This is a genomic window from Duganella sp. Root336D2 (assembly GCF_001425005.1).
GTDB lineage: Bacteria > Pseudomonadota > Gammaproteobacteria > Burkholderiales > Burkholderiaceae_D > Rugamonas.
In genome coordinates this window covers 111,590-137,399 of record NZ_LMDB01000002.1, presented here as the reverse complement: position 1 = coordinate 137,399, position 25,810 = coordinate 111,590, and the positions used below count along the sequence as shown (strand labels likewise).

Below are 25,810 nucleotides of genomic sequence, written 5' to 3'. Positions count from 1 at the left end.
ATGGAACGTCTGGCGAAGTATAGCATTGAAAAATTCGCGCACGCGAGTCGCAGTTCTTATAAAGGAAACAAGAATGCAGAAGAAATGGATTGCCCTGCTGGCCGGCCTGCTGATTGGCAGCGCCGCGGCAGCTGCCGACAACCCGCAAGTGTCGATCAAGACCAACCTTGGCGAAATCATCGTCGAACTGGACCAGGAAAAGGCCCCGATCTCGAGCGCCAACTTCCTCGCCTATGTAAAGAGCGGCTTCTACAAAGACACCATTTTCCACCGTGTGATCAACGGCTTCATGGTACAGGGCGGCGGCTATACGGCCGACCTGAAGTCAAAACAACCGCTGCGCCCCGACATCAAGAGCGAAGAAAAGAACGGCCTGTCCAACCTCGCCTACACCATCTCGATGGCGCGCCACGATTCGCCGAATTCCGCCAATTCGCAATGGTTCATCAACGTGGTCGACAATATCGGCCTGGACTACCCGAACATGAAAGGCCACGGCTATGCCGTCTTCGGTAAAGTCATCCAGGGCAAAGAGACCGTCGACAAGATCAAAGTGCTGCTGGTGGATGACAAGCCAGGTTTCCAGAACATCCCGGTTCGCCCGGTCGTGATCAAATCGGCCACCGTCCTGAAAAACCGCATCGTCCCGCCAGCTCCACCGGCCCCGCCGCCAGTTGTCGAACCTGCACCAGCCCAAGAACCTGCCCCGGTCCAGGAGCCCACTCCTGTTCCGCAGCAGGAGCCTGTAAAATAACGCTTTTTTAGAAACACCAAAGGACAATAAGATGACCACCATCACCATCACCACCAACAAAGGCACCATCGTTGCCGAGCTGGACGCTGAAAAGGCACCGAAGACCGTCGAGAACTTCCTGACCTACATGAAGGCCGGCCACTACAACAACACCATCTTCCACCGCGTGATCGACGGTTTCATGATCCAAGGCGGCGGTTTCGAGCCAGGCATGAAGCAGAAGCCAGCTGACCAGACCGTGGAAAACGAAGCCAAGAACGGCCTGAAAAACGAGCCATACACCCTGGCCATGGCACGTACCTCGGCACCGCACTCCGCATCCGCACAGTTCTTCATCAACGTGAAGAACAACTCCTTCCTGGACTACCCAGGCCAGGACGGCTGGGGCTACGCAGTGTTCGGCAAAGTCACCCAAGGCACCGAAGTGGTTGACGCGATCAAGGGCGTGAAGACCACCCGTTCCGGCATGTTCTCCGACGTGCCAGCGGAAGACATCATCATCGAAAAGATCGAAGCAGCGTAATTGATTCTCTTCGTATCAGACCTGCATTTGCAACCGGCGCGGCCGGTACTGACGGAAGCGTTCCTGCGCTTCCTCGACGAACATGCGCTGGGTGCAAAGCAGCTCTACCTGCTGGGCGATATCTTCGAATATTGGGCGGGCGATGATGACCTGCCGGAACCCTTCCACCAGCAGATTGTGTCCGCCCTGCGCCGCGTCAGCGACGCGGGCGTACAGCTGTTCTGGATCGCGGGCAACCGCGACTTCCTGGTCGGCGAAGCCTTCGCCGCCGCAGCGGGCCTGACCCTGCTGCCCGAAACCTGGGTGATCGACGTCTACGGCCAGCGCATCGTGCTGGTGCACGGCGACGCCCAATGTACCCAAGACATGAAATACATGGCGTTCCGCGCGCAAGTGCGCCAGCCCGCGTGGCAGCAGCAATTCCTGTCCATGCCGCTCGCCCAGCGCAAGCAGATCATTGCCGGCCTGCGCGAGCAGAGCAAGCAAGGTCACGCCGAGAAGTCCTACGAAATCATGGATGTAACGCCCGAAGCGATCGCCGACGTGTTCGCCCAAACCGGCACCACGATCATGATCCACGGCCACACCCACCGCCCCGCCCTGCACGAAGTCGCCGGCACCCACCGCTACGTGCTGCCGGACTGGGAACCAGAATCCACGCCCCCACGCGGCGGCTGGATCAGCATCGCCGACAACGGCGCCATCACCCGCCACGCGCTCGACGGCACCGCAATCTAAACTCGCGGCCAAAAGTCGGTGCCAGGTCTGTCATTCGGACAGCTAGCGCAAACATTTGATCTTTCTCAATACGCGAAAGATGGCAGATTTGCGTATTGAGAAAGATCAAAGGGCGTTGGCGCGTGTCCAAATGACAGACCTGGCACCGAATCTTGGCACCGAATCTAGACGCCCACGCGCTCAGACCAGCGAGACGTGGCATCCCACATGGTGGAGTCCTTCCACCTGCAATCCACAATCGTCATCGATAGGCCATTCGACGGAGGACATCACCTTCCCCCAGTTATACACATTCCCTCCACCGTCACGATAGACCCAATGCACCAATTTGTTCTGGCTGCTCATGATCCCCAGGAGGCCTTGCCCGCCCGGATCGGCATCGCTGGTGAGGGTTGCCGTTGGTATACCGCATATTTCCTGCACATACAGGGTCAACGCTTCCGGCGTCAACGCGCATTGGAAATCATTGCTCTCTCCAATTAAGCGCTTGCTACGCACGGCCAAGTCAGCCATCTGGATATATCCTTCAACGCCAAGATGCATCAGAGGCGATTTGAGTTCCTTGTTCAACACTTCGAGTCCCGGGATCAAGTCAGCCCAGAACGCGCGCACGTATTTCAGGAACGTCAGCACCTCGACCAACAACCCCAGCTGGATGGTGCGCGGTGTTTTCGTGTCAATCTGGTTCTGCAAGCGGACGTCCGTGGTGTACAGGTGGCTCAAGGCAGAGGTGAAACCGCAAATTCCCCAAGTCCCGTTATACCTGCTGATGCTTTCGCGCGGCATGATGCCTCCTGCCCATGAGATTGCGATGTCCGGAACCTGATTCCGGCGCACCGAGTTCATTCGACACTTCACGACAGTCTAGCGGGCATATCCAGGCGGGCAAGTAACACGGAGTATCGCATCACGTAACAAGGACCGGCAAAGTGCAACGATCCATGGCGCCAGAATCGATTGCGGCAACGACGCCCCACCCCTCTTGCATTTGAAGTTCTATGCCAGTCTTTTCCACCATGGCTTCTTCACGGCTGTGAAAGCCATGAGTGGGACCGAGTCCGGGTCCAATGACTCCGAGTCGAGGTTACCTTCCAACTGGTAGCCGAACAAGTTTTCAAGCGCAGCCTCTCCCATTTCCAACGGATGGAACGAAAGCGGGTAATTGCTGGAATTATCCCCAGGATCACCCACTGGCCGCTCACCCGACCAGAACGGCGCTTCGAAGAGGCGCGACACCAGCGCAGCACTGGCCTCGCGGTCCAGCTTCAGCCGTGAGCGCAGCCGGTCGATCGGATCACCATCGGCATACATCAACAACCACGTTTTTGCGCCCATCCTTGGCCCTCCACTATCTCACTGAATTCATTGCCAACCCTGGCTTCATCACTTCGTGACGCGACGACATTCATCCCCTGATGGCTTACCTTTCGAAACCGCATAACTTCGGCTTTGCCTCTGCGGGATACACGACGCAACTCCAGGCCACCTTGCCCTCTATAATGGTCGGCTCCTCAATCAAGAGCACACCATACTTTTCGCTCTGAACGATGATGGCGCCAGTGGCGGTGATCCATCCATAGTCGGGTACTGCATTCGTCTTGGTCCCGTCATCAGCCCATACCAAAGGGCCGGCAATCGCTACCTTTTTGTCGCCTAACAATGCCTTGGCAATTGCTTTACGTTGCTGCTGCAATCCCCCATCGATCATGAGTACATAGCCGCGCGGCGTAATCTCATCCTGATGACTGCAAGCCACTACAAAAATGGTGGCAGTAGTAAGGAGCAGCGTTTTCCACCACCTCATCAAATTTCCGTCCTTTCATTGAACTGAACCTTCATCATCGGATACGACACCCAAAGGGTCTCCGGCGTCAGTGGTATGCGGGTAGCCGACGCTTACGACCGCATCCAGCCCGACCAAAAATCTGTAGCCATCAGGCCCATCCCGGCTCAGCTCACGATAATGCTTGTCTCCAACTAACTGTGGTCCATACGGCGCCAGCTTATGCCCCATCGAATTAAGATGATCAATGACAGATCGCATCGATGCAGCAAGCGCAGGTTCAAGGTGTTCGAGAATGGCAGTCCTTAATTGCTTGGAAAGCTCTCTAGCCTCCGGCGTTCCAACGCCGGCTTTCGCAAATGCTTCCGCCGAAAATCTTTGTTCAATCATTGCTAACTCCAAGGTCAATCACGCGATGTTAGCACCGCCCAATCCCCTGTTACCTACAATCAATTGATTAATTTGCAACGCCACTCGCTTGACATCATTGTGACAACTGTCGCATACTGTCGCACATCGTCACAAACTTCGTAAGTCCATGCTGATTCCATCTACTCCCGAACTCTGCGTCCTGAAAGCTCTCTGGCGCCAGGCGCCTCTGAGCGCACGCGAAATCCACGAGTCGGTGGAGGATGAACTGGCATGGTCGTTCTCGTCCACGCGCAAGACAGTCGAGCGCATGATGGAGAAACAAATGATTGTGCAGCACGTCCGCCATGGCGTGCAGGTCTATGAGGCCTTGCTGGATAAAGTTGAAACCCTGGCCGCTTACGCCCGCGATTTCGGCACGCGCATCATGGAGCTGGACACCCCGCTGCCGGTGAACATGTTCGCCGGCAGTAAGCTGGTGGATGCCAGCGAACTGGCACAGCTCGAGCAAATGCTGTCCGACTGGCCCGATGAGGACGACGTAAAGTGAGCGACTTCGACTTGCTGTTGATGCGCTTCCTGTTGGCGAGCCTTGGCTGCTTTGCCGCGGGCTTCAGCGTGTGGGCTCTAAGCGCCCTGCTCCGGCGCTTTTTGCCCGCTCTGGCAGCGCAACGATCCCTATGGCTGCTTGGCCAGTTGGCCGTGCTGGCGACTTTTACATTGATGCTGCTGCCGCACAGCGAACGTGTGCGCCTGATTCCTCCACTTGAAGCGGCCACTGAAACGGTCACCCACTATATTGCGGCGCCAAAGGCCCCGGCCCTGCCTATTACAACTGCCGAAGAGGCGCGCGATGCAGGTGATTCTGCCGGTTCGCGTGTCTGGATGCTGCATGGCGCGCAATTGTGGCTGTGCGTGTACCTGCTCGGGCTGGCCTGGTCGACAGCCACCGTTTGGCGCGCGCAGCGCATGCTGAATCGCCTGGCGCAAACCGGCGATGTTGCGAGCGCTGGCGATGCCGACATCATTGAAGTGGATGCGCCGATTTCTCCGATGCTGCATGGCCTTTTCCGCCCTCGCCTGCTGCTGCCGCGCCATTTGGTCGGTTTCGATAAGCTGCAGCGCGAAATGATTGTCGAACATGAGATGACCCACCTGCGCCGCCATGACCTGCATTGGATGGCCGCCGGCATGCTGCTGCAAACGCTGTTGTGGTTCAATCCCTTCATGCGCCTGCTGCGCGCCAACCTGACCTGGGCGCAGGAACTTGGCTGCGATCGCGACGTGCTGCGTGGGCGCCCGGCATCGCAGCGCAAAGCCTATGCAGCCGCGCTGTTGGCTCAGCTCAAGCTGCAGCATCTTACACCGCAAGGCGCGCTGGCATTTGGCAACATCGATGCGAACACGCTGACGGAGCGCGTGTCGCTGATCCGAACGCCTGCCAATTCGCGCCGCGCAATGTGGGCGCGTGCTGCGACAGCTGCGGCGCTGCTCGCTATCGTCGGCGGCAATTTCGCGCTGCAACCGGCATTGGCATGGAGCGTTTCGCCTTCTGCGCAATCGGTCGCAGCACTGAATTGCACGACCTTTGTCGATGCCGCCAGCGGCAAGCCGCTGCTGCGCGAAGGCGATTGCACTGCGCGCATTACACCGGTATCGACCTTCAACATTGCCGTCAGCCTGATGGGCTTTGACAGCGGCTTCCTGAAAGACCAGCATGCGCCGCTGCTGCCTTATCGGGAGAGCTATCAGGCCTGGAACAAGCAGTGGCGCCGCGATATGGATCCGAGCCAGTGGATCAGCCATTCGGCCGTCTGGTACGCCCAGCAGGTGACGCAGCATATTGGCCGCGAGCGATTCGAGCGTTATGTGCAGGGCTTCGGCTACGGTAACCGCGACATCGGCGGAGACAAGAGCAAAGACAACGGCCTGACCTGGTCGTGGGTCGGTTCTTCGATGCAGATTTCGCCCGACGAGCAGACAACCTTCCTGCGCCGGCTGGTGCGCAAAGAGCTCCCGGTTTCGCTGTATGCGCACGAGCAGACCGCGCAACTGCTGAAAGTGAAAGACCTGCCGAACGGATGGCAAGTCTTCGGCAAAACCGGTACCGGTGCCCCCGTCGGCCCGGACGGCAAGGACGACTACTCCCGGTCCTACGGCTGGTTCGTAGGCTGGGCGACCAATGGCCAGCGCACCATCGTGTTCGCGCGCCTGGCCCAGGACGAGACTTTGATCGAAGGTGCTGCGGGCCCGCGCACCAAAGAAGCCTTCCTGCGCGAACTCCCCGCGCAACTCGCAAAACTCTAAACCGAGAAAAAAAATGAAACGCAAAATCTTCGCCCTGCTTGCAGGGCTGGGCCTCCCTTTGCTCGCGTATTCTGCAGAGCATTGCCTGGCTATGGCCGATGCGGCCAGCGGCAAGTGGCTGGCGCACGATGGCGTGTGCGATAAACGCCTGCCGCCGATGTCGACCTTCAAGCTGCCGCTCGCGCTGATGGGCTACGATGCGGGCGTGCTGTGGGACGAGCATGCCCCCGTGCTCCCCTTCAAGCAAGGCTACGTGGATTGGCGTCCCGTATGGCGGCAATCGCACGATCCGAGTTCGTGGATGAAGGAGTCGGTCGTCTGGTATTCCCAGCAAGTCACGCTGCAACTGGGCGAGGAGCGCTTCGCAAGCTACGTCAAGCGTTTCGACTATGGCAATGCGGATGTCAGCGGAGATCCAGGCAAGAACAACGGCCTGTCGGAATCCTGGCTCGGCTCTTCGCTGCGCATTTCGCCGGACGAGCAAATCGCTTTCCTGCGTCGAGTCGTCAACCGCGGCCTGGACGTCAAACCGAATGCTTACGACATGGCTCGAACGCTGGTCAAATGGCCCGAGCAAGTCGGCGGCTGGCAGGTCTTCGGCAAGACCGGCAGCGGCAGCGATGGCGGCCGAGAGCTGGGCTGGTATGTAGGCTGGCTTGAACGCGGCGGCCAGCGCGTCGTCTTCGCCCAGGTCGGCGATGGTAATGGCATGGAGGTGCGCGAGAGCTTCCTGCGCGGGCTGAAAGTGCGCTCCGCTGTTGATGGCGCGATTCGTCCGTTGATGGCAGAGCATGGGATGCCCGGTATGGCGGTCGCCGTCACGCTGGACGGCAAGCCCTACTACTTCAACTACGGCATCGCCTCGCGCGAAACCAATGCGCCTGTCAGCAAGAACACACTGTTCGAAATCGGCTCGGTCAGCAAGGCCATGACCGCCACCCTGGCCACCTGGGCGCAGGCGCAAGGCAAGCTGTCGCTGGACGCACATCCTTCGCGCTTCCTGCCGCAACTCAAAGGCAGCGAAATCGACAAAGCCACCCTGCTCCATCTCGGTACCTACACTGCCGGCGGGCTTAAGCTGCAATTCCCTGACGATGTACGCGAGGGCCGGGAAATGGCCTTCTTCCGCGCATGGAAGGCGGACGCAGCGCCGGGTGCCAAACGCCGTTACTCGAACCCCAGCATTGGCTTGCTTGGACACGCCGCCGCAGCTGCGCTACGAAAGGATTTCGCGACTGCGATGGTGTCCGAGATCTTCCCCCGCTTCGGCATGAACAACACCTACGAAGATGTGCCGGAGCACGCGATGGCGAACTACGCCTGGGGCTACAAGGGCGACCTGCAAGTCCGTGTGAATCCCGGCCCCTTTGACGCAGAGGCTTACGGCGTCAAAACCAGCAGCGCAGACCTGCTGCGCTTCGTGCAGGCGAATATCGATCCGGGCCGCCTGGAGCCGTCCATGCGACGCGCCGTCGCGGCAACCCACGTGCCTTATTTTGAAGCCGGCCCACTGGTACAAGGCCTTGGCTGGGAACAGTACCCCTATCCTGTCTCACTGGAGCGCCTGCAAAGCGGCAGCGCCCCGTCGATGACTCGCGAACTGGTTGCGGCCAAACGGCTCGACGCGCGCGGCGCGGCAGGCGGCGCCACCCTGTTCCACAAAACCGGCTCCACGGGAGGCTTCGGCGCCTATGCGGTTTTCGTGCCGAAAAAGAAGATCGGCATTGTCATGTTGGCAAATTCCACCTATCCGAACGAGGACCGCATCAAGGCGGCCTACACGATTCTCCAGCAATTGGCGCCATAGGGTGTGGCGCGGGGTCTTCTCACGGCTTGATCTAGATCAAAAATAACTGACTTGCATTGAGAATACGCAGTTCTTTCCAAATTTTTGACCTGCGTCAATTCAATAACATGCATGTAAAACATAAGATTTGCTTGTCAAACGGCGCAATCCCGTGCCGGACAAACCTGTGAGAAGAAAATGAAACCGACCCTGATGTCCAAAGCCATCGCTGCACTGGTGATCGGCGCAGCAACCTTGGCGCCAGCTTATGCACAACATGGCCAGCACGGCGGCAGCACTGCAGTCCAATATCGTCCCGACGTGACCTTTACCCTGCACACCGATATCGCAGACGGTAAGCTGGTTTTCGTCAGCGACGCCGGCGAATCCAAGGGCAAGGCCAATCCGACCTTGCGCGTGCCGGAAGGTGCTGTGGTGCAGATCAACCTGGTCAACGGCGATGGCGCAACCCACGACATCTCGGTGCCTGACTTCAAAGTCAAGTCGAACCAGCTGAAAGACAAAGGCGCATCGACCGCCATCGTGTTCAAGGCTGACAAGAAAGGCGAATTCACTTACATCTGCTCCCTGCCAGGCCACGTGGCTGCAGGCATGATCGGCAAGATCATCGTTGGCGAAGGCGAACTCAAAGCAGCACCAAAAGGTGCCGACGTTTCGCGCAGCCCAGCGGAAGTGGGCACGCCTGTCGGCAAACGCGGCCCGCAAACTGTCAACGTGAAGCTGGACACCACCGAGGTGCTCGGCCAGATGATGGATGGCACCACCTACAAATACTGGACCTTCAACAGCAAGGTTCCAGGCCCGTTCATCCGCGTCCGTGTGGGCGATACCGTGAATGTCGACATGTCCAACGCCAAGGACAGCCATATGATCCACTCGGTCGACTTCCATGCCGTGACCGGACCAGGCGGCGGCGCTGCGGTGACACAGGCGGCTCCAGGCAGCACCAAGAGCTTCACCTTCAAGGCCCTCAACCCGGGCCTGTACGTGTACCACTGCGCTACCCCGATGGTGGCCCAGCACATCTCCAACGGCATGTACGGCATGATCCTGGTGGAACCGGAAGGCGGCCTGCCGAAGGTCGACAAGGAGTTCTACGTGATGCAGGGCGAGCTGTACACCGCGCAGAAACACGGCACTCCAGGTGAAGCCGAATTCTCGCTGGACAAACTGCTGGCCGAACAACCGGAACACCTGATGTTCAACGGCACCCACGATGCGTTGACCAAAACCCACCGCATGGAAGCCAAGGTCGGCGAAACCGTCCGCATCTTCTTCGGTGTCGGCGGTCCTAACGCAACCTCCAGCTTCCACGTGATCGGTGAAGTGTTCGACCGCGTCTACAACCTGGGCGACCTGACTTCGCCTCCGCTGCAAAACGTGCAGACCACGACCGTGGCTCCCGGCGGCGCAACGATGGTCGAGTTCAAGACCGAGGTGCCAGGACGCTTCATCCTGGTCGACCACGCCCTGTCGCGGATGGAGAAAGGCCTGGTCGGCTTCCTCTACGTGACCGGCAAGGAGAATCCGGAAGTCTTCCGGACCAGCAGCAAGCCTGACGGTGACTCGGGCCACTGATCTTCAGGATTAGAACCGACATTACCTTAACCAGGACAGGACCCGCCCAGCGGGTCCTTTTGCCATTTCAGGAGAACCACATGCCAAGCCCCAAAATCGACCACCGCGAGTTCCTCAAGCGACTGCCCCTGTTCGCAGACCTGTCGCCGGAGGAGCTGACGCTGGTGGCTGCCGGCACCACCGAACACCACATCCCGCGCGGCAGCGCAGTCTTCCAGCGCGGCGATCCATGCATCGGCTTCCACATGGTCATATTCGGCCAGGTCAAACTCAGCTTCCTTTCCGCCCAGGGCAACGAGAAGATCGTCGAGATCATCGGCCCGGGGCACAGCTTCGGCGAAGCGCTGATGTTCATGGAAAAGCCCTACATCGTCACCGCCCACGCTGTCAGCGACTGCATGCTGCTGCACATCTCCAAACACACCGTATTCGCCGAACTGGCGCGCAATGCGCAGTTCGCCCGCCGCATGCTGGCGGGCATGAGCCGCCGCTTGCATGGCCTGATTTCGGACGTGGAAGCCTACTCGCTGCGCTCAGGCAGCCAGCGCATTATTGGCTATCTGTTGAAGGATGACGATGCGGGGGATGGTTCCGAGATCACGCTGGCCGTCAGCAAGAAGCTGCTGGCCTCGCGCCTGAACCTGACGCCGGAATACTTCTCGCGCGTGCTGCACGAGCTGGCCGACCAGGGCATGATTGCCGTGAACGGCCGCCAGATCAAGATTCTTGATTCTGCTCGTTTGCGAGCTTACGAAGGCTGATCGCAGCCAGCGCCAGGTCGAAGCCCAGGCGCATGCAGGCAACTGCCAATACCCCACCTGCCGCCTGGGCAAGCCAGCCGGGTGCGATGGCAGCGGCAAGCAGCAGCACCACGCTGGCGGCATGCCAGGCGAATTGCACGCGCGGTTCGCTCTCCGGCATCAGCTGGCGCACGCCCGGCACATCGCAGCCGGCGTGCTGCCCGTGATACCACAACAGGAACGGCACGATCTTGTACAGCATGCCGTTCACCGCCGACATGGCAAAGCCGACAATAAACAGCACGCCAAGCACCAGCGCTTTGTCTATGCCGCGCGGGCAAAGGAACACGGCAACGCTGGCCAGCAGCGAGCCAAGCGACAGCCACCAGTACCAGGTCGACACATCGGCCGCGCGCTTGCGGCGGAACAGCAGCACCAGCGTATAGACCGCGAACAGGCCCAGGCAAACGCTCACCAGGCCCGCCCCGATCCATTGCCACGGCTGGTTAAGCAGGTAGCCGACGGTCCACAGCACCAGCCCGCCAAGGCATAGCGGCGGCAGCGTGAAGGCCAGTTGGCGCGGGAATAATTGGGTGGACTGGAACATCGGCACCACCTGGAACACCACCGACACCACCAGCACGCCGACCCAGCCCACCAGGGCCCAGGCGGCATGCACATTGGTCCACTCCATCACGCGCAGGCGCACCGCGCCAACCAGGAAAGCCGCCAGCGCCACGCCGATCGTCACGGCGCAGGCCAGCGCCAGCACGGCCTGGCGCATGCCGGCGACGACGGGAAGCGCGTTCGGCGCGGAGCGCTGCGACAGCGCCCGCGCCAGCACGGCAACAAGAAGGATAAACGCGCCAACCAGCAGGATGCCGGCCGCGCGCAGGCACCACGGCAAGCCATGCAGGAAGCCCGCCGCCAGCAGCAGTGCGCCGCCGGCCAGGGCGCCCCAGATCACGGGGCTGAGCCGGCGCGCCCAGTGCAGCTCGACGCCGGCAACCACCGGCACCATCTGCAGCAGCGAACCTGCCATGGCCATGCCAAGGAAACCGAGGGTCAGCAAATGGGTCACAGCCAAGGTGGCCGGCGCCCAGCGCGTGCTCATCGCTTCGGCGCCCTGCCACACCAGCAGCAGTCCGGCCAATGCCCCGAACCACGGCGCCGCCAGCAGGAATCGCAGCGGCAGCGCCAGCCCGGGCGTATGCTCGAAAGCCAGCTTGCGTTGCATCAGTCGGCGTGGGTAATCAGGATTTCGTAGATATAGTCTTCGCGCATCGACGTAGCGTGGCGGTAGCCGTTCTTCTCGAGGATGCGGTAGAGGGGAACCGGCTCGCGGTCGATGACCATGCGGATATGCTGGCCAGGTTGCAGCAGGTCGAGCGCTTCCAATACGCGCTCCATCGGTTCAGGCGGCACCATGCCGCACAGCTCCAGCAAAATTTCAGGCGCACTCATGATGGTTCCTTCAGATGAGGTCCGCCAGGGTCTGGCGGTCGAGATGACCGAGGTAAGCCTCGGTCGCCCTGTGCAATCCCGCCTGCAGGCGGCAGGCGCCGGCCAGCTGGCAGGTATTGCGCGTGGCATTAAAACATTCAACGATCGTGAAGTCGGCTTCGGCCAGGCGCACTACGGCGCCCACCGAAATCGAAGCCGGCGGCTGCGCCAGGCGCAGGCCACCGGCCCGTCCGCGCCAGGTGGCCACCAGCCCGGCCTGGCCGAGCCGGTGCGCCACCTTGCGCAGGTGATGTTCGGAGATGCCGTGTGCCTTGGCGATCTCCTGCACGGTCACCAGCCTGCCCTGCTGCCGGCCCAGGTACATCAGCAGGCGCAAGGCATAGTCGGTGTGGCCCGTGAGGCGCATTGCTTAGTTCTCCAGCGCCACGCCTTCTGCCACGGTCTCTTCCTTCTTCGCCTTGCCGATCAGGCGCAGGGCGAACAGGGCGAGGAACAGGCAGCCAATCGCGAACACGATATCGCCAGGAACACGCAGCCAGACCGCGGTTTCCATGAAGGTGGAGTGCACCACCTCAGGCGAACGGGCATACCACATGCCCTTGGTGATGGCAGCGGCAGCCTGGTAGATACCGGCAGGAACCAGCGAGATGAACACCATCATGGCCAAGCCGATATTCAGGAACCAGAACATCGATGCCAGCAGCTTGTCCGACCATGCGAAGCGGTCAACCAGGCCGCGCAGGCAGAACAGCATCAGGCCGATACCCAGCATGCCGTACACACCAAACAGCGCAGCGTGGCCGTGTGCAGCGGTCATGTTCAGGCCTTGCATGTAGTACAGCGCGATCGGGGTGTTGATCGAGAAGCCCAGCAGGCCAGCGCCCACGGTATTCCAGAAGCCCACGGCGATGAAGCACAGGATGGCCCATTTGTAAGAGGCCAGCCATGGCGCCGACTGCGAACGCTTGTAGTTGCGGTAGGCCTCAATGCCGATCAGCGACAGCGGAACCACTTCCAGGGCCGAGAACATGGCGCCGATAGCGATCACCGAAGTAGGCGTACCGGTGAAGTACAGGTGGTGCAAGGTGCCCAGGATGCCGCCGAACAGGAACACGATGGTTTCCAGGATGATGGCGCTATTTGCCGAAGCAGCGCGGATCAGGCCCAGGCGGGTGAACAGCAGTGCGATGACAGCGGTTGCGAACACTTCGAAGAAGCCTTCCACCCACAGGTGGACCAGCCACCAGCGCCAGTACTCGATCATCGAGTAGTGGGTGCCCTTGCCCCAGGTCAGGGAAGTAGCGTAGAAGCCGCCGATGCACAGTGCAGCCAGGAACACCATGGCAATGATGCCGCGGCTTTCCGATGGTTTCTTCAGTGCCGGCCACAGGCCGCGGCCGAGCAGGAAGGCCCAGAACAGCAAGCCGACGAACAGCAGGATTTGCCATACACGGCCCATCGAGGTGAACTCGAGGCCCTGGTTGCCCAGCCAGAACGAGAAGTCAACGCCCCTGTGTTGCAGGGTGCCCAGCCAGCCGGTTGCAGTCGAACCCACCACGATGAACAGCAGCGCGTAGAACAGTACGTCGGTGCCCAGCTTCTGGAACTTCGGTTCCGCGCCCGAGATCGCAGGAGCGATATACAGGCCGGTAGCCAGCCAGGCAGTCGCGATCCACAGCACGGCGAACTGGGTGTGGATGGTGCGGCTGACGGTGAACGGCAGCACATTCGCCAGCGGGATACCGAAGAAGCTTGAACCTTCGACCGCAAAGTGCGCGGTGATCACGCCCATGCCGACTTGCGCCAGGATCAGGCCGATCACGACCAGGAAGTACTTCTTGGTGGCCTTCATCGAAGGCGTAGCCTTCATGCTGAACAGCGGATCGTTCTTCGGCGGCACAGGATCGTCTTCTTCCTTGTGCATGCCGTGGTAGAACAGCATGCCGGCGATAGCGCCGATCATCAGGATGATCGAAGCGATCGACCAGATGCCGGCGCCGGCGGTCGGGGTGTTGTCGATCAGCGGTTCATGCGGCCAGTTGCTGGTGTAGCTCAGGCCAACTTCGCCTGGACGGTCGGCGGCCGCAGCCCACGAAGACCAGAAGAAGAAACCGGTCAGCGCAGTGCGGTCGGTGGCTTCCGGCAGCGTGTTAGGCGCCATTGCATACTGTTCGCGCAGCTTGTCGTACTGCTCGGCGTTGCCGAACAGGCCAGTATAGTGGTTTGCTACGGTGCGCACTGCTTCAGCGCGGATAGCCGACAGCTTCACTTCATTGGCTTCAGCGTTGTAGGTGTTGGTGCGCAGCTCGCCCTTCACCAGTGCATCAACGTGGGCTTTTGCGCCGGCTTCGAGCTGGGCGTAGTCCTTGCTGAAGTTCTTGCGTGCGAACAGGTCTTGCAGTGCGACTGCTTCGCGGTGCAGCCAGTCGGCCGACCAGTCAGGCGCCAGGTAGGAGCCGTGGCCCCATACGGTGCCCAGTTGCTGGCCGCCAGCGGACAGCCAGGCGCTCTGGCCGTATTTGACCTGGTCAGCGGTGTACAGCACCGCCCCGGTGTCGTCGACGACTTGCGCTATTGGAGGCGCTTTCAGGTAAATTTCGCGGCCCACCCAGCCCAGTACCGAGAACGATAGCAGGCAGATAATGGCGAGCCACGTCCATAACTTCTTAGTGGCGTGCATGATAGCTCCTTTTGTGGTGTTTCAAATGTATGTTTTTGGCCAGAATACAGCCGCCACTGGGGCAGCTCACATGATCCAGGTCAAGTCTTGTTTAATGACCGCCGCAACCGCCGCAGCAAGTTTGGCTGCGCTGTTGCGGCGCCACAGGTGGGTAGCCGTGTTCTTCCAGCAGTTTGCCCAGTTGGTGGACGCTGGTCAGGGAGTCATCGAAGGCGACTTCAACGTGCGCAGCACCGGCTGGGGCGTGTACGCCGCGGATGCCGGGCGCGGTGCGCAGCAGGTCAAGTACGCGGGTCACGTTGGCGGCGTCCAGGATGGAAGCAAGTTGGAAAGAATGATGCATTTGTAAGTCCTCCTCGGGGTTGGTATGGGAGGAAGTTTATGGAGGGGCAAAATTGGCGTCCTTAACGCAAGTCAAGGGAAGCCAATGCCGCCCCGATTTAGTTATCCGCAGCCCCCCATGTAGTGGCATTCGACGCACCGCGTGCAGCCATCGACCTTATGCAGCGCCCTGGCCCCGCACTCCGGGCACTTGCCCGCCGACTGGGCAGGAGCCGCCCCTCCCGCCGTCATCGCCTCCGGCGCCGCATGCGCTGTCGACGCACACAGCACCGCCAGCTGCGGCACCGGTACCTGGTTTCCATACGCATCTAGGAACCCGCGCCGTATCAGAATCCGCTGCAAGGTAAACGCAATCGCGGCCACCTCCGAATCGTGGTAAACCGGCACCTGCACCCCATCCTCGCGCGTCAGCAGCCCGCAGCGCACCGGTCCCTTCTCCCAAGCCACCTCCCGCATATCAGCCAGCGCCTTGGCAATCGAACTCCCCGCCCGCGCCGCCATCGACAGCAGCCGCATGGACGAAGTAATCCACTGCTGCCCGTCACTGCGCTGGTTTGCCGGCATGAAGAACTCAAACGGCCGCTCAATCCGCACCGGCGCCCCATCCAGCGTGCCATCCACCGTAATGAAGCTCACCGTCAGGTAAGCCGACTTCTTGCCCTCCTGCGTCCAGTATTCAACCTTGGAGGTCACCGACTCCAGCTCGCCCAGCGGACGTCCATCAAAGCGCTTGCGCAGGGGATCATCATCCCGCAACGCCGGCGCAGCGGCGGCAGCAGCAGCTGCCGCCGAAACCGCCGCCGGCTCCGGCGCCACACTCAGCACGCTGCCCGTCACCGTATTCGGACGGAAGGTCGCCAGACCCTTCAGCCCCGCCACCCAGGCCTCGGTATACAGCTCCTTGAAATCCTCGTACGGATAGTCTTCAGGTACATTCACGGTCTTCGAAATCGCCGTATCAACGAAAGGCTGCACCGCCTCCATCATGCTCACATGATCCAATGCAGCCATATCCAGCGCCGTGACGAACTGCGGCGGCAACTGCCCCATATCGAAGCCCATATGGCGATACAGGCGCCACGCATGGTCCGCTACCTCGTAAGAGCGCGATGACCCATCCGGCATGCGCTTGCGGCGCTGGTAGACCCAGGAGAACGCCGGCTCGATGCCATTGGAGGCATTGTCCGCAAACGCCAGCGTAATGGTGCCGGTCGGCGCGATCGACAACAGGTGCGAGTTACGGATGCCATGCCTGGCAATCGCCTCGCGCAAGGCATCCGGCAAGCGGCGCACAAAGGCCCCTTCCAGGTACTGCTCCTTGTCGAAGAACGGAAACGCGCCCTTCTCCTGCGCCAGCGCCACCGAAGCGGCATACGCCGCATCACGCAAAGCCTCGGCGATGCTGGCCGCCATCGAACGGCCGCTTTCGGTGTCGTAGCGCAGGCCCAGCATCACCAGCGCGCTGCCAAGGCCAAGGAAGCCCAGGCCGATGCGGCGCTTGGCCGCACCCTCGTCGGCCTGCTGCGGCAGCGGCCACTGGGTCGCATCCAGCGCCAGGTCCAGCATACGCACCGCGATGCCAGCCACGTGGCGCATCGCCTCATAGTTGAAGGACGCGCGATCAGTGAACGGATTCTGCACGAAGCAGGTCAGGTTCAGCGAACCGAGGTCGCAGCAGCCATAGCCGGGCAGCGGCTGCTCGCCGCAAGGGTTGGTCGCGCGCAGGGTCTCGCAGTAATACAGGTTGTTCTCGGCATTGATGCGGTCTACGAACAGCACGCCCGGTTCGGCGTGGTCGTAGGTGGAAGTCATTACCTTGTCCCACAGCTCGCGCGCCGGCAAGCGGCGATAGACCCAAAGCCCATCCTCCCGCTGCCGCGCGCCTGCCGCCAGGTCCTCATCGCCCGGTTCGACCTTATGCACCAGCTCAAACTCCGAATCCGAAGCCAGCGCACGCATAAAGCCGTCCGTCACGCCGATCGACAGGTTGAAGTTGCGGAAGCCGCCGTCATCCTTGGCAGCGATAAAGCGCTCGATATCCGGATGGTCGATACGCAGCACACCCATCTGCGCTCCGCGCCGCGCGCCCGCCGATTCCACGGTCTTGCAGGAAGCATCGAACACTTCCATGTACGACACCGGCCCCGAAGCGCGCGATCGCGTGCCCTTCACCTTGGCCCCAGCCGGCCGGATGGCACTGAAATCGTAGCCCACGCCGCCGCCACGGCGCATGGTCTCCGCCGCTTCCGCCACAGCGGTATAGATGCCGGGCAGGCCATCGTCCTCACCGGTCACCGAATCGCCCACCGGCTGCACGAAGCAGTTCATCAAGGTAGCCTTCAATCCCAGGCCGACGGCGGAATTGATACGTCCAGCGGGCACGAAGCCATGCTCCTGCGCCCACAGGAATTTTTCTTCAAGCTCTTCGCGCAGCTCCGGCGCCTCCAGCGCGGCCAGGGCGCGCGCTACGCGGCGGCGGACGTCGATGATGTCCTGTTCATCCCCCTTCGCGTATTTTTCGCGCAGCACGTCCAGCGAGATTTCCTGGGGCGGCATAGGGTTGCCGAACATTTTTTCGTTTGCATTCATGAATAGTCCTGCTCAGGTTAAAACTGAGCCTGACTATCCACGAATGCCGGGGCAAAATCCTTGATTCAGGATAAGTTTGGCGGCCAGATATCCTCTTCCTTCCAGCCCAATTCCTTGAAATCCTGCGCCCGCAGCGTCGCCTCGCCTGCCGCGAAGAATTCATCCAGCTGCGGCGGTGCGACCGGCGTGGCAGACAGCATCGCATGCACCTGCCCCCGATGATGGATCTGGTGCCCGAAGATATGGGCCAGCAGGCGCTGGCGCGCATCGCGCTGGAATTCGCCCTCGCCGCGATCGATGACCACGACCCGGCCCAGGTCGTCGTCCCGCAAAGCCTTGCAATACGCGATCAGGCGGTCGTCAGATGCGCGCTGCGCCGCCCACAGCGCCGCACAGGTATCGAACGGTTCCTCCACCGCAAAGAATGCGCCGCGATAATCGGGATGCGGCGGAGCCCCGCGAGCCTCCCGCTCCAGCGCATCGATATAAAACCAGTCGACAGTAAGGATGTGATTAAGCGTAGCCTTGATCGAGGGAAAAAAGCCCGTGCGCGGTGCCACGAAGTCGGCGTGCGACAACTGCGCACAAGCCCTCAACAGCCGGTGGTTAGCCCAGCCATTGTTATAAGCCTCCGTCAGGAAATGCCGCGACAGCCGGTTACTGCCCAGCTCGTGTCCCCTTTGGGGTGTGACCCCATGGTGTGACACGGCCTCTGCTGTTACTTCTTGTGTCATTGGATGTGCAAGCAGGCGATGCCCGGAGCATCTTCAAGAATCGAGCGCACCGCGGTGTACAGTTCGGCCACCGCGGCCGCGCGGGGGTCGCGTCCGGCAAGACGTTCCATCAAGCCGCAATCGGCGAAGACGTACGCCTGCCAGCCTTGTTCCGCGCTGGTGCACGCCACGTACAACTCGCAATCATCAGCTTCCACCGGCACGCACCAGGCGAAATCCTCGGGAATCACCCCGCCCGATGCGTGATAGCCATGTGTGGGCAGCTCATTCGCCATCCACTCTGCCAGGCGCAAGCCAAAAATACCGGGATTGGTCAGCTTGTCTTCATCCGCTACGATCTCGAAGCGGGACGACTGGAACATCAGGACCGGGCTATGCATTCCGATGCTCCCTTCACTACTCAGCTACGCGGCACTTGCGCGAAAGCTGTTTTCAAACGCCGCACCGTGGCCTCGTTCAGCGAGGCCGTATGCCGGTTCCAGCGGTCCATCGTATGTTGCAGCTCGCTCTGCAGGCGCTGGGCAAGCTGGTACTCGCGCACGCCCGCCGCCCAGATCGCAAACTCCGCGCGCGCATCAAAACTGCCGAAACGATTCACTGTGTTTTCAAACTCCGCGCGGGCTTCGTCGTTACGGCCAGCCGCAGCAAAGGCCTTCGCCAGCAGCAGGCTGCACTGCTCGGCGCGGTAATTCGCATCCGTGCGGCGGATGAATTCCAGGTGCTCGATCGCCTTGCCATGCGCACCCACGGCCAGGTTGGCGCGCGCTGCGCCAAGGCGGATCTCCAGGTCCGAGCCAAAGGCGCCCTGCAGGCAGGCCTCATAGGTGGTAGCCGCTTCCGCCGCCTCGCCGGCCTCCAGCAGCGCCGAGGCAAGGCGCATCTGGTTCTGCGCAGTGGGGGTGAAATTGAAAGCATCGCGCGCTTCACGCAACTCACGGCCGGGATCAAGCATCTTGCCGGCGGCGAAGACGACTTTGCGCGCACCGTGCTCTAGGCGCGAGCTCGGCATATAGACCGCGAAGAAGTACACCAGGCTGCCCAGCAGTGGGAAAGAGAACAGGATCAGCAGCCAATACAGCTCCCGCCCGCGACGCACTGCGTGCACGGCGAAAAATATGGCGACCAAAATGTGCAGACCCAGCCCGAAAATCGGCATTTCACTTACTCCTGATAGTTGAAGTTTCGATTATAGACGACCATCGCGCAAGGGTTCCAGGTGAATGCTCAGGCCGCTTGCTGAGGTACGGATCGCGGTCGGCACGAACTGCACGCCGGCATAACGCAGCTCATCGGGACGCCAGGTATAGATTGGCGTGTCGCGCGCCAGGTTATCGGCCAGCAGGCGGGCGGCCCCGGCCACCTGCCGCTGGGTGCGCTCATCCACGCCATCGAGCGTGAAGTCTTCCAGGCGCGCGTCGGCCAGCATCACCGCGCTGCGCGCCTGGTCAATACTCAGGCGGCCCGACAGCGACACGCTGCCGGTGTACTGCTGGCGCATCAGCGGCGACGAGACCGACAGCGTCGCGCCCAGCGCAATACGGTCGTTCGGCAATGTGGACAGCCGCGGCTGCTCCAGGCGCAACTCGAATACAGCCAGCGCACGATGTTCAAGCGGGAAGCGCTGGTCGATATTCCGTTGCAGGCGCGCCAGCGGCACTTCGTAGTCACGGGGTCCCGCAAAACTTGCGCAGCCGGATAGCAGCAAGGTAGCGCCGCTGCCGGCGGCCAAAGCTGCGATAACAATGGCGCGGACGGCGAGTCGTCTGTGTGGGGTCATTTGGGGCTCCTGTGTCATAGTCGCAGCCATGATATCGGGGATCGCCTATGCAACCTGTAACCATTGGTATCGCTGGATGGGGTTTGCCAAGCGCTGACGCGGACTTGTTCCCACCGGCGAGCTTTGGCAGCAACCTGGCGCGCTACGCAGCGGTCTTTAGCGCTGTCGAGATCAACTCATCCTTCTATCGCCCGCACCGGCCGGAAACCTACGCGCGATGGGCGGACAGCGTGCCTGCCGGCTTTCGCTTTGCCGTCAAGCTGCCGAAGTCCATCACCCACGAAAAGCGCTTGCAGGATATCGGCCCGGACCTGGACCGATTTGTGGAGGAAGCCGGAGCGCTAGGCGAAAAGCTGGGCTGGGTTCTCGTGCAGACGCCGCCAAGCCTGCGTTTCGACGCAAGGGCGGCCGGCGCCCTCTTCTCCGGCATCGGCGAACGCTTAGGCCGCACATATCAGCGTGGACACGTTCTTGTAGCCTGCGAAGCGCGCCACGGCTCATGGTTTGGCGACCAGGCCACCGCGCTGCTGCGCGAAACGGAAGTGATCCGGGTGATTGCCGACCCGCCCGCAGGCGAACCCGGGCCATTCCTGGCGACGCACATCAACGCCACCTACGTGCGCCTGCACGGCAGTCCGCAGATCTATCGCTCAGTCTACGAGCCGGAACGTCTGGCGCAAGTTGCCTCCTGGCTGTGCGAACGCAGGGGCCAGGATGGCAGTTCACTGGTCATCTTCGACAACACAATGTCCGGCACCCAGCTCCGCCAGGCGGCGCAACTGCGCCAGATGCTTATTTTTTCTTCATCGGATCATCATCCGGGTTCACATACGTGATGTCGAACGGCCCCTCGCCGTGAATCTGCACGATCGTCTCGCCCTTCATGATCGCGTAGTGATTGGTCTTGGCAGGAATCGCCACAAAATCCCCCGCATGATGGGCCTTGGCCGCCTTCTCGTCGATCTTGTCCCCCATGCCCAGCATCAGCGTGCCCTTGATCACGGTGACGTTCTCCATCATCGAATGCATATGCGGCGGCACCTTATAGCCTGACTGGGCGTGCAATCGCATGACAAACGGACCGGCCTTGCCCGGGTCCCCCTGCAGCACAGCGGCTTTGGCGCCCTTGGGCAGCGTAGGCGGCCCATCGCCCCATTTCATCTCATCGCCAAGATGCATTGCAGAAACAGGAATCAGGCACCCAAAAGCAGCAGCGGCAAAGACAGCAGCCAGGGCGCGAGGCGTAATTCTGGACATGGCAATCTCCTCAAAAGGGGTACTCCACGCTTGATCATAGTCCGCAATTGCAAAAATACCACTTGCCGGGCACAGTTTCAGTGTTATAGTTCACTACAACACCAGTTCAATAACTCACCAATACTGGAGGAAATGATGTATGTGGAATGAAAACCGCCCGATCTACCTGCAGTTGAAGGAGCGGGTCGTCGGCATGATGCTGGATGGCTTGCTCAAACCCGGCGATGCCCTACCCTCGGTGCGCCAGGTCGCAGCCGATTATCAATTGAACCCGATAACCGTGTCCCGCGCCTATCAGGAGCTGGTCGACGAAACCTTGGTGGAAAAAAGAAGGGGATTAGGAATGTACGTAACCGAAGGCGCTGTTGATAAACTGCTGTCCACTGAACGCGACCGTTTCATCCGCGAAGAATGGCCCGCAATGGTCGAACGCATCCGCCGCCTGGGCCTGGACATTGAACAACTGCTGCGCGCCACAACTGTGCCGCCACAAGGAGCCCCGGCATGACAGCGATCATCACCGCTAAACACCTGAGCAAAAGCTTCGGCGCCATCAAGGCGCTGGACGATGCCAGTTTCCAGATCAATGCCGGCCGCATTGTCGGCCTGATCGGCCCAAACGGCTCCGGCAAAACCACCACCCTGAAAGCCATCCTCGGCCTGTCCCGCTTTGAAGGCGAGCTGAATGTGCTGGGCCTGGACCCGCGCCAGCAGCGCGATGAGCTGATGAAGGACGTCTGCTTCATCGCCGACGTCGCCATCCTGCCGCGCTGGCTGAAAGTGAAAGACGCCATCAGCTTCTGCGAAGGCATCCACCCGCGCTTCAACCGCGAACGCGCCGAGAAGTACATCGCCAACACCAAGCTGTCGCCGAACATGAAGGTCAAGGCCATGTCCAAGGGCATGATCGTGCAGCTTCACCTGGCATTGGTAATGGCAATCGACGCCAAGCTGCTGGTGCTGGACGAACCGACCCTGGGCCTGGACATCCTGTACCGCAAGCAGTTCTACCACCAGCTGCTGGAAGACTACTTCGACGAAAACAAGACCATCCTGATCACCACGCACCAGATCGAGGAAGTCGAAAACATCCTGACCGACCTGATGTTCATCCGCGATGGCAAGGTCACCCTCGCCGCCTCGATGGACGAAATCGGCGACCGCTACACCGAAGTGATGGTACAGCCGGAGTACATGACCGCCGCCAGCGCCCTGCAGCCGCTGCACCAGCGCACGGTGTTCGGCAAGGCAGTGATGCTGTTCGACGGCGTCTCGCGCAAGCAGCTTGAAACGTTTGGCGAAACCCGTACCCCTAGCGTGGCCGACCTGTTCGTGGCCAGCATGCAAGGAGAATATCAATGAAAACGATGAAATGGCTGATGCAGCGCGAGTACTGGGAGAACAAGGGCATGCTGGTCTGGGCCCCTGCCATTGTCGCCGGCCTGATGGTGGCCTTCACCGCCGTGATGCTCATCATCGGCAACAATATGGAAATGCGCTTTAACGGCGACAGCCTGGCACGCTTCCATGAAATGACTACGGTGCAGCGGCATGAAATGGCCAACGCCGTCGGCGCAGCCTTCCCGATGATGGCCACGCCGCTGTATATCCTGATGGCCTTCGTGATCTTCTTCTATTGCCTGGGCGCCCTGTACGACGACCGCCGCGACCGCAGCATCCTGTTCTGGAAATCGCTGCCGGTGTCGGATGTAACAACCGTGCTGTCCAAAGTAGCTGTGGCAACGGTAGCGGCGCCGCTGATCGTGGCAGTGATCGGCTTCGTGGCATCGCTCGCCATCGTCCTGATGACGTCTCTCGCCTTCAGCTTCCACGGCCTGAACGTGTTCGGCGACCTGTTCTCTTCCACCAACCTGTGGCTCGCCCCGTTCCGCATGCTGTCGCTGATTCCGGTCTACCTGCTGTGGGCACTGCCGACCGTGGGCTGGCTGCTGATGGTATCGAGCTGGGCGCGCGGCAAGGTGTTCCTGTGGGCAGTCGGTACTCCGCTGATGACCGGCGCTCTGCTGGCCTGGGCCAACTTTGCGTTCAAGCTGGGAATCAATATTGAGTGGTTCTTCCAGCAGGTGGTACTGCGCTTGCTGGGCAGTGTGCTGCCGGGCGCGTGGTTCATCTTTGACAAAGGTGCGCGCCAAGCCATGGAGCACTCGCCAGGCATGGAAAACAATCCGGCGCAGCAGATTGGCCAGTTCTTCGGCCAGACCTATGGTTCGCTGGCCAGCCCGACGCTGTGGATTGGTGTTGCGGCAGGCGTGGCGATGATTGCAGTTGCGATCTGGATGCGCCGCTGGCGGGAAGAGAACTGATTCAGTAAAGGGCGGCCGCCCCACAGTCACGGCCGCCCGTCATTATTCGCGCTGCCGCGCCATCAAGCAGGCAGCGTCTCCTTCTCCTCAGGCGCAGCATCTGAAACAGTCGCCTCGGTGGTCAGCAGCAGGCTGGCGATGGAGGCCGCATTCTGCAGTGCGGTACGGGTCACTTTGGTTGGGTCGATCACGCCGTTTTCCACCATGTCGACATACTCGCCGGTGGCGGCATTGTAACCGAAGTTGCCCTTGCCCTCGGCCACCTTGGCCACCACTACCGAAGGCTCTTCGCCGGCATTGGCAACGATCGCACGCAGAGGCGCCTCCAATGCTCTCAGTACGATCTGCATGCCTGCATGCTGGTCGGGATTCCCCCCCTTCAGTTGGGCTATGGCCGCACGCGCACGCAACAGCGCCACGCCGCCACCGGGCACGATGCCTTCTTCAACGGCAGCGCGAGTGGCGTGCAGCGCATCGTCCACGCGGTCGCGCTTCTCCTTCATTTCCACTTCAGTGGCTGCGCCAACCCTGATGACAGCAACGCCGCCGGCCAGCTTGGCGACGCGTTCCAGCAGCTTTTCCTTGTCGTAGTCGCTGGTCGCCTGCGCAATCTGGGCCTGGATAGTCGCTACACGTGCCGCGATGCGCTGTTGCTCGCCGGCGCCATCAATGATGGTCGTGGCCTCTTTCTGCACCTCGATACGCTTGGCGCTGCCCAGTTGCTCCAGGGTGACTTTTTCCAGCGTCAGGCCGGTCTCTTCCGTAACGACTGTGGCGCCGGTCAGCACGGCAATGTCTTCCAGCATGGCTTTGCGGCGGTCGCCAAATCCTGGCGCCTTGACGGCGGCCACCTTCAGGATGCCACGCACCGAATTCACCACCAGCGTCGCCAGCGCTTCGCCTTCCACATCTTCGGCCACAATGAAGAGCGGCTTGCCTGCCTTGGCCGATTGCTCCAGGACAGGTAGCAGTTCGCGGATATTACTGATTTTCTTGTCGTATAACAGCACCAAAGGATCATCCAGGCGCGCGACTTGTTTTTCGGGATCGTTGATGAAGTAAGGACTCAGGTAGCCACGGTCGAACTGCATGCCTTCCACCACATCCAGCTCATTTTCCAGCGACTTTCCATCCTCGACGGTAATCACGCCCTCTTTGCCTACTTTCTCCATCGCCTGCGCAATGATGTCGCCGATGGCACTATCGGAATTCGCCGAAATGGCGCCCACCTGGGCAATTTCCTTACTGGTGGCGATGGGCCGCGAAACGGCTTTCAGTTCCGTAATGGCAGCCGCCACTGCCTGGTCGATACCGCGCTTCAAGTCCATGGGATTCATGCCGGCGGCCACATACTTCATGCCTTCCTGGACGATGGCCTGGGCAAGTACAGTGGCCGTGGTGGTGCCGTCACCCGCCACATCAGCGGTCTTCGAGGCCACTTGCTTGACAACCTGCGCACCCATGTTTTCCAGGCGGTCCTTGAGTTCGATCTCCTTCGCTACCGAAACACCGTCCTTGGTGATGGTCGGTGCGCCGAAGCTTCGATCGATCAGCACGTTGCGCCCTTTCGGCCCCAGCGTGACCTTCACGGCGTTGGCCAGCACATTCACGCCCTTGACGATACGGGCGCGGGCATCTTCATTGAATTGGACGTCTTTAGCAGTCATGGTCTTATCTCCCTAACACGTTCTGGATTCAGGCGGCTTTGGCGTTGCTGCCGGCATGTTCGATCACGCCAAGAATGTCTTCCTCGCGCATGACCAGCAACTCTTCGCCGTCGAGCTTGACGGTCTGCCCGGCGTATTTGCCGAACAAAATCGCATCCCCGGCGCTCACCGCCAGTGGACGCGTACCGCCGTCGGGCAGCGCACGGCCATGGCCGACTGCCAGCACCTCGCCTTGCTCTGGCTTCTCGGTGGCGGAATCAGGGATCACGATGCCGGATGCGGTTTGGCGCTGCTTTTCAATTCGCTTAACAATAACCCGGTCATAGAGGGGACGAATTTTCATTTCTTCAATCTCCAAATGGTGTCAGATCATTTAA

General features: G+C 60.8%; 29 protein-coding genes. 12 read left to right on the top strand and 17 right to left on the bottom strand.

What is annotated here, in order from left to right:
- The first annotated feature begins 73 nt into the window (after positions 1–73).
- From ASD07_RS04105 to ASD07_RS04095, 3 genes are read left to right on the top strand one after another with little or no spacing between them, the layout of a single operon-like run.
- Entirely contained in the window at positions 74–754 is a 681-nt protein-coding gene (locus ASD07_RS04105; RefSeq protein WP_082507117.1) for a peptidylprolyl isomerase, read from the top strand.
- A 31-nt stretch (positions 755–785) separates the two neighbouring features.
- Positions 786–1,277 (top strand): peptidylprolyl isomerase, encoded by a 492-nt coding sequence (locus ASD07_RS04100; RefSeq protein WP_055925711.1) that lies wholly within the window; start codon positions 786–788, stop codon positions 1,275–1,277.
- Positions 1,278–2,015: a UDP-2,3-diacylglucosamine diphosphatase gene (locus ASD07_RS04095; protein WP_055925706.1), complete on the top strand. Its 738-nt coding sequence runs from the start codon at positions 1,278–1,280 to the stop codon at positions 2,013–2,015.
- Between the two features lie 180 nt (positions 2,016–2,195).
- Here ASD07_RS04095 and ASD07_RS04090 read toward each other — a convergent pair whose 3' ends face one another.
- The 4 genes from ASD07_RS04090 to ASD07_RS30645 form a co-directional block, all read right to left on the bottom strand.
- Complete coding sequence (locus ASD07_RS04090; RefSeq protein WP_156397862.1) at positions 2,196–2,861, bottom strand: hypothetical protein; 666 nt, start codon at positions 2,859–2,861, stop codon at positions 2,196–2,198.
- Positions 2,862–3,011: 150 nt separating this feature from the next.
- Complete coding sequence (locus ASD07_RS04085) at positions 3,012–3,350, bottom strand: hypothetical protein (RefSeq protein WP_156397861.1); 339 nt, start codon at positions 3,348–3,350, stop codon at positions 3,012–3,014.
- A gap of 85 nt (positions 3,351–3,435) precedes the next feature.
- Positions 3,436–3,819, bottom strand: coding sequence for a hypothetical protein (locus tag ASD07_RS04080; protein ID WP_055925700.1), 384 nt, complete (start codon positions 3,817–3,819; stop codon positions 3,436–3,438).
- 15 nt (positions 3,820–3,834) lie between these two features.
- Entirely contained in the window at positions 3,835–4,188 is a 354-nt protein-coding gene (locus tag ASD07_RS30645; protein WP_156397860.1) for a hypothetical protein, read from the bottom strand.
- A 148-nt stretch (positions 4,189–4,336) separates the two neighbouring features.
- On the opposite strand from ASD07_RS30645, the gene ASD07_RS04075 reads away from it, so the two are divergent.
- From ASD07_RS04075 to ASD07_RS04055, 5 genes are all read left to right on the top strand, one after another.
- The gene (locus tag ASD07_RS04075; RefSeq protein ID WP_055925697.1) at positions 4,337–4,717 is read left to right on the top strand and encodes a BlaI/MecI/CopY family transcriptional regulator; all 381 of its coding nucleotides are present in this window, start codon (positions 4,337–4,339) and stop codon (positions 4,715–4,717) included.
- The gene (gene blaOXA, locus ASD07_RS29915; protein ID WP_156397859.1) at positions 4,714–6,474 is read left to right on the top strand and encodes a class D beta-lactamase; all 1,761 of its coding nucleotides are present in this window, start codon (positions 4,714–4,716) and stop codon (positions 6,472–6,474) included. The genes ASD07_RS04075 and blaOXA overlap by 4 nt, the downstream gene beginning before the upstream one ends.
- A 13-nt stretch (positions 6,475–6,487) precedes the next feature.
- Positions 6,488–8,281, top strand: a complete 1,794-nt coding sequence (gene ampC, locus ASD07_RS29910) for a class C beta-lactamase (protein WP_082507116.1) — start codon at positions 6,488–6,490, stop codon at positions 8,279–8,281.
- A gap of 177 nt (positions 8,282–8,458) precedes the next feature.
- A complete protein-coding gene (gene nirK, locus ASD07_RS04060; protein WP_082507115.1) occupies positions 8,459–9,859 on the top strand; it encodes a copper-containing nitrite reductase in 1,401 nt (466 codons plus the stop codon).
- Between the two features lie 80 nt (positions 9,860–9,939).
- Positions 9,940–10,620: a Crp/Fnr family transcriptional regulator gene (locus tag ASD07_RS04055; protein ID WP_055925693.1), complete on the top strand. Its 681-nt coding sequence runs from the start codon at positions 9,940–9,942 to the stop codon at positions 10,618–10,620.
- Here ASD07_RS04055 and ASD07_RS04050 read toward each other — a convergent pair.
- From ASD07_RS04050 to ASD07_RS04005, 10 genes are all read right to left on the bottom strand, one after another.
- Complete coding sequence (locus ASD07_RS04050) at positions 10,577–11,836, bottom strand: hypothetical protein (RefSeq protein ID WP_055925690.1); 1,260 nt, start codon at positions 11,834–11,836, stop codon at positions 10,577–10,579. The genes ASD07_RS04055 and ASD07_RS04050 overlap by 44 nt on opposite strands.
- Entirely contained in the window at positions 11,836–12,063 is a 228-nt protein-coding gene (locus ASD07_RS04045; protein ID WP_055925687.1) for a DUF2249 domain-containing protein, read from the bottom strand. The genes ASD07_RS04050 and ASD07_RS04045 overlap by 1 nt, the downstream gene beginning before the upstream one ends.
- A 10-nt stretch (positions 12,064–12,073) precedes the next feature.
- A complete protein-coding gene (locus ASD07_RS04040) occupies positions 12,074–12,469 on the bottom strand; it encodes an Rrf2 family transcriptional regulator (protein ID WP_055925684.1) in 396 nt (131 codons plus the stop codon).
- A 3-nt stretch (positions 12,470–12,472) separates the two neighbouring features.
- Entirely contained in the window at positions 12,473–14,743 is a 2,271-nt protein-coding gene (locus ASD07_RS04035) for a nitric-oxide reductase large subunit (protein WP_055925681.1), read from the bottom strand.
- 91 nt (positions 14,744–14,834) lie between these two features.
- Complete coding sequence (locus ASD07_RS30640; RefSeq protein ID WP_156397858.1) at positions 14,835–15,086, bottom strand: hypothetical protein; 252 nt, start codon at positions 15,084–15,086, stop codon at positions 14,835–14,837.
- A 101-nt stretch (positions 15,087–15,187) separates the two neighbouring features.
- Positions 15,188–17,674 (bottom strand): adenosylcobalamin-dependent ribonucleoside-diphosphate reductase, encoded by a 2,487-nt coding sequence (locus tag ASD07_RS04025; RefSeq protein ID WP_055925675.1) that lies wholly within the window; start codon positions 17,672–17,674, stop codon positions 15,188–15,190.
- A 65-nt stretch (positions 17,675–17,739) separates the two neighbouring features.
- Complete coding sequence (locus ASD07_RS04020; protein WP_082507114.1) at positions 17,740–18,408, bottom strand: DinB family protein; 669 nt, start codon at positions 18,406–18,408, stop codon at positions 17,740–17,742.
- Positions 18,405–18,788, bottom strand: coding sequence for a hypothetical protein (locus ASD07_RS04015; protein ID WP_055925672.1), 384 nt, complete (start codon positions 18,786–18,788; stop codon positions 18,405–18,407). Before ASD07_RS04015 ends, ASD07_RS04020 begins: the two co-directional genes overlap by 4 nt.
- Before the next feature lie 20 nt (positions 18,789–18,808).
- The gene (locus tag ASD07_RS04010; RefSeq protein WP_055925669.1) at positions 18,809–19,564 is read right to left on the bottom strand and encodes a hypothetical protein; all 756 of its coding nucleotides are present in this window, start codon (positions 19,562–19,564) and stop codon (positions 18,809–18,811) included.
- A gap of 30 nt (positions 19,565–19,594) precedes the next feature.
- Positions 19,595–20,185 (bottom strand): DUF1439 domain-containing protein, encoded by a 591-nt coding sequence (locus ASD07_RS04005; RefSeq protein ID WP_156397857.1) that lies wholly within the window; start codon positions 20,183–20,185, stop codon positions 19,595–19,597.
- Positions 20,186–20,232: 47 nt separating this feature from the next.
- On the opposite strand from ASD07_RS04005, the gene ASD07_RS04000 reads away from it, so the two are divergent.
- Positions 20,233–21,021, top strand: a complete 789-nt coding sequence (locus ASD07_RS04000) for a DUF72 domain-containing protein (protein ID WP_055925663.1) — start codon at positions 20,233–20,235, stop codon at positions 21,019–21,021.
- Here ASD07_RS04000 and ASD07_RS03995 read toward each other — a convergent pair.
- Positions 20,978–21,442: a cupin domain-containing protein gene (locus ASD07_RS03995; protein ID WP_055925661.1), complete on the bottom strand. Its 465-nt coding sequence runs from the start codon at positions 21,440–21,442 to the stop codon at positions 20,978–20,980. The genes ASD07_RS04000 and ASD07_RS03995 overlap by 44 nt on opposite strands.
- A 139-nt stretch (positions 21,443–21,581) precedes the next feature.
- Here ASD07_RS03995 and ASD07_RS03990 point away from each other — a divergent pair, with 139 nt between their 5' ends.
- The 3 genes from ASD07_RS03990 to ASD07_RS03980 are packed head-to-tail and all read left to right on the top strand — an operon-like array spanning position 21,582 to position 23,766.
- Positions 21,582–21,950, top strand: a complete 369-nt coding sequence (locus tag ASD07_RS03990) for a GntR family transcriptional regulator (protein WP_055925658.1) — start codon at positions 21,582–21,584, stop codon at positions 21,948–21,950.
- Positions 21,947–22,804 carry an ABC transporter ATP-binding protein gene (locus ASD07_RS03985; protein WP_055925655.1) on the top strand — a complete coding sequence of 286 codons (858 nt, stop codon included), beginning with the start codon at positions 21,947–21,949 and terminating at the stop codon, positions 22,802–22,804. The genes ASD07_RS03990 and ASD07_RS03985 overlap by 4 nt, the downstream gene beginning before the upstream one ends.
- Complete coding sequence (locus tag ASD07_RS03980; RefSeq protein ID WP_055925652.1) at positions 22,801–23,766, top strand: hypothetical protein; 966 nt, start codon at positions 22,801–22,803, stop codon at positions 23,764–23,766. The genes ASD07_RS03985 and ASD07_RS03980 overlap by 4 nt, the downstream gene beginning before the upstream one ends.
- 62 nt (positions 23,767–23,828) lie before the next feature.
- Here the strand turns inward: ASD07_RS03980 and groL are convergent, their stop codons facing one another.
- Both groL and ASD07_RS03970 read right to left on the bottom strand, forming a co-directional pair.
- Positions 23,829–25,433: a chaperonin GroEL gene (groL, locus tag ASD07_RS03975; RefSeq protein WP_055925649.1), complete on the bottom strand. Its 1,605-nt coding sequence runs from the start codon at positions 25,431–25,433 to the stop codon at positions 23,829–23,831.
- A 28-nt stretch (positions 25,434–25,461) separates the two neighbouring features.
- A complete protein-coding gene (locus ASD07_RS03970; protein WP_055925645.1) occupies positions 25,462–25,776 on the bottom strand; it encodes a co-chaperone GroES in 315 nt (104 codons plus the stop codon).
- Positions 25,777–25,810: the final 34 nt, after the last annotated feature.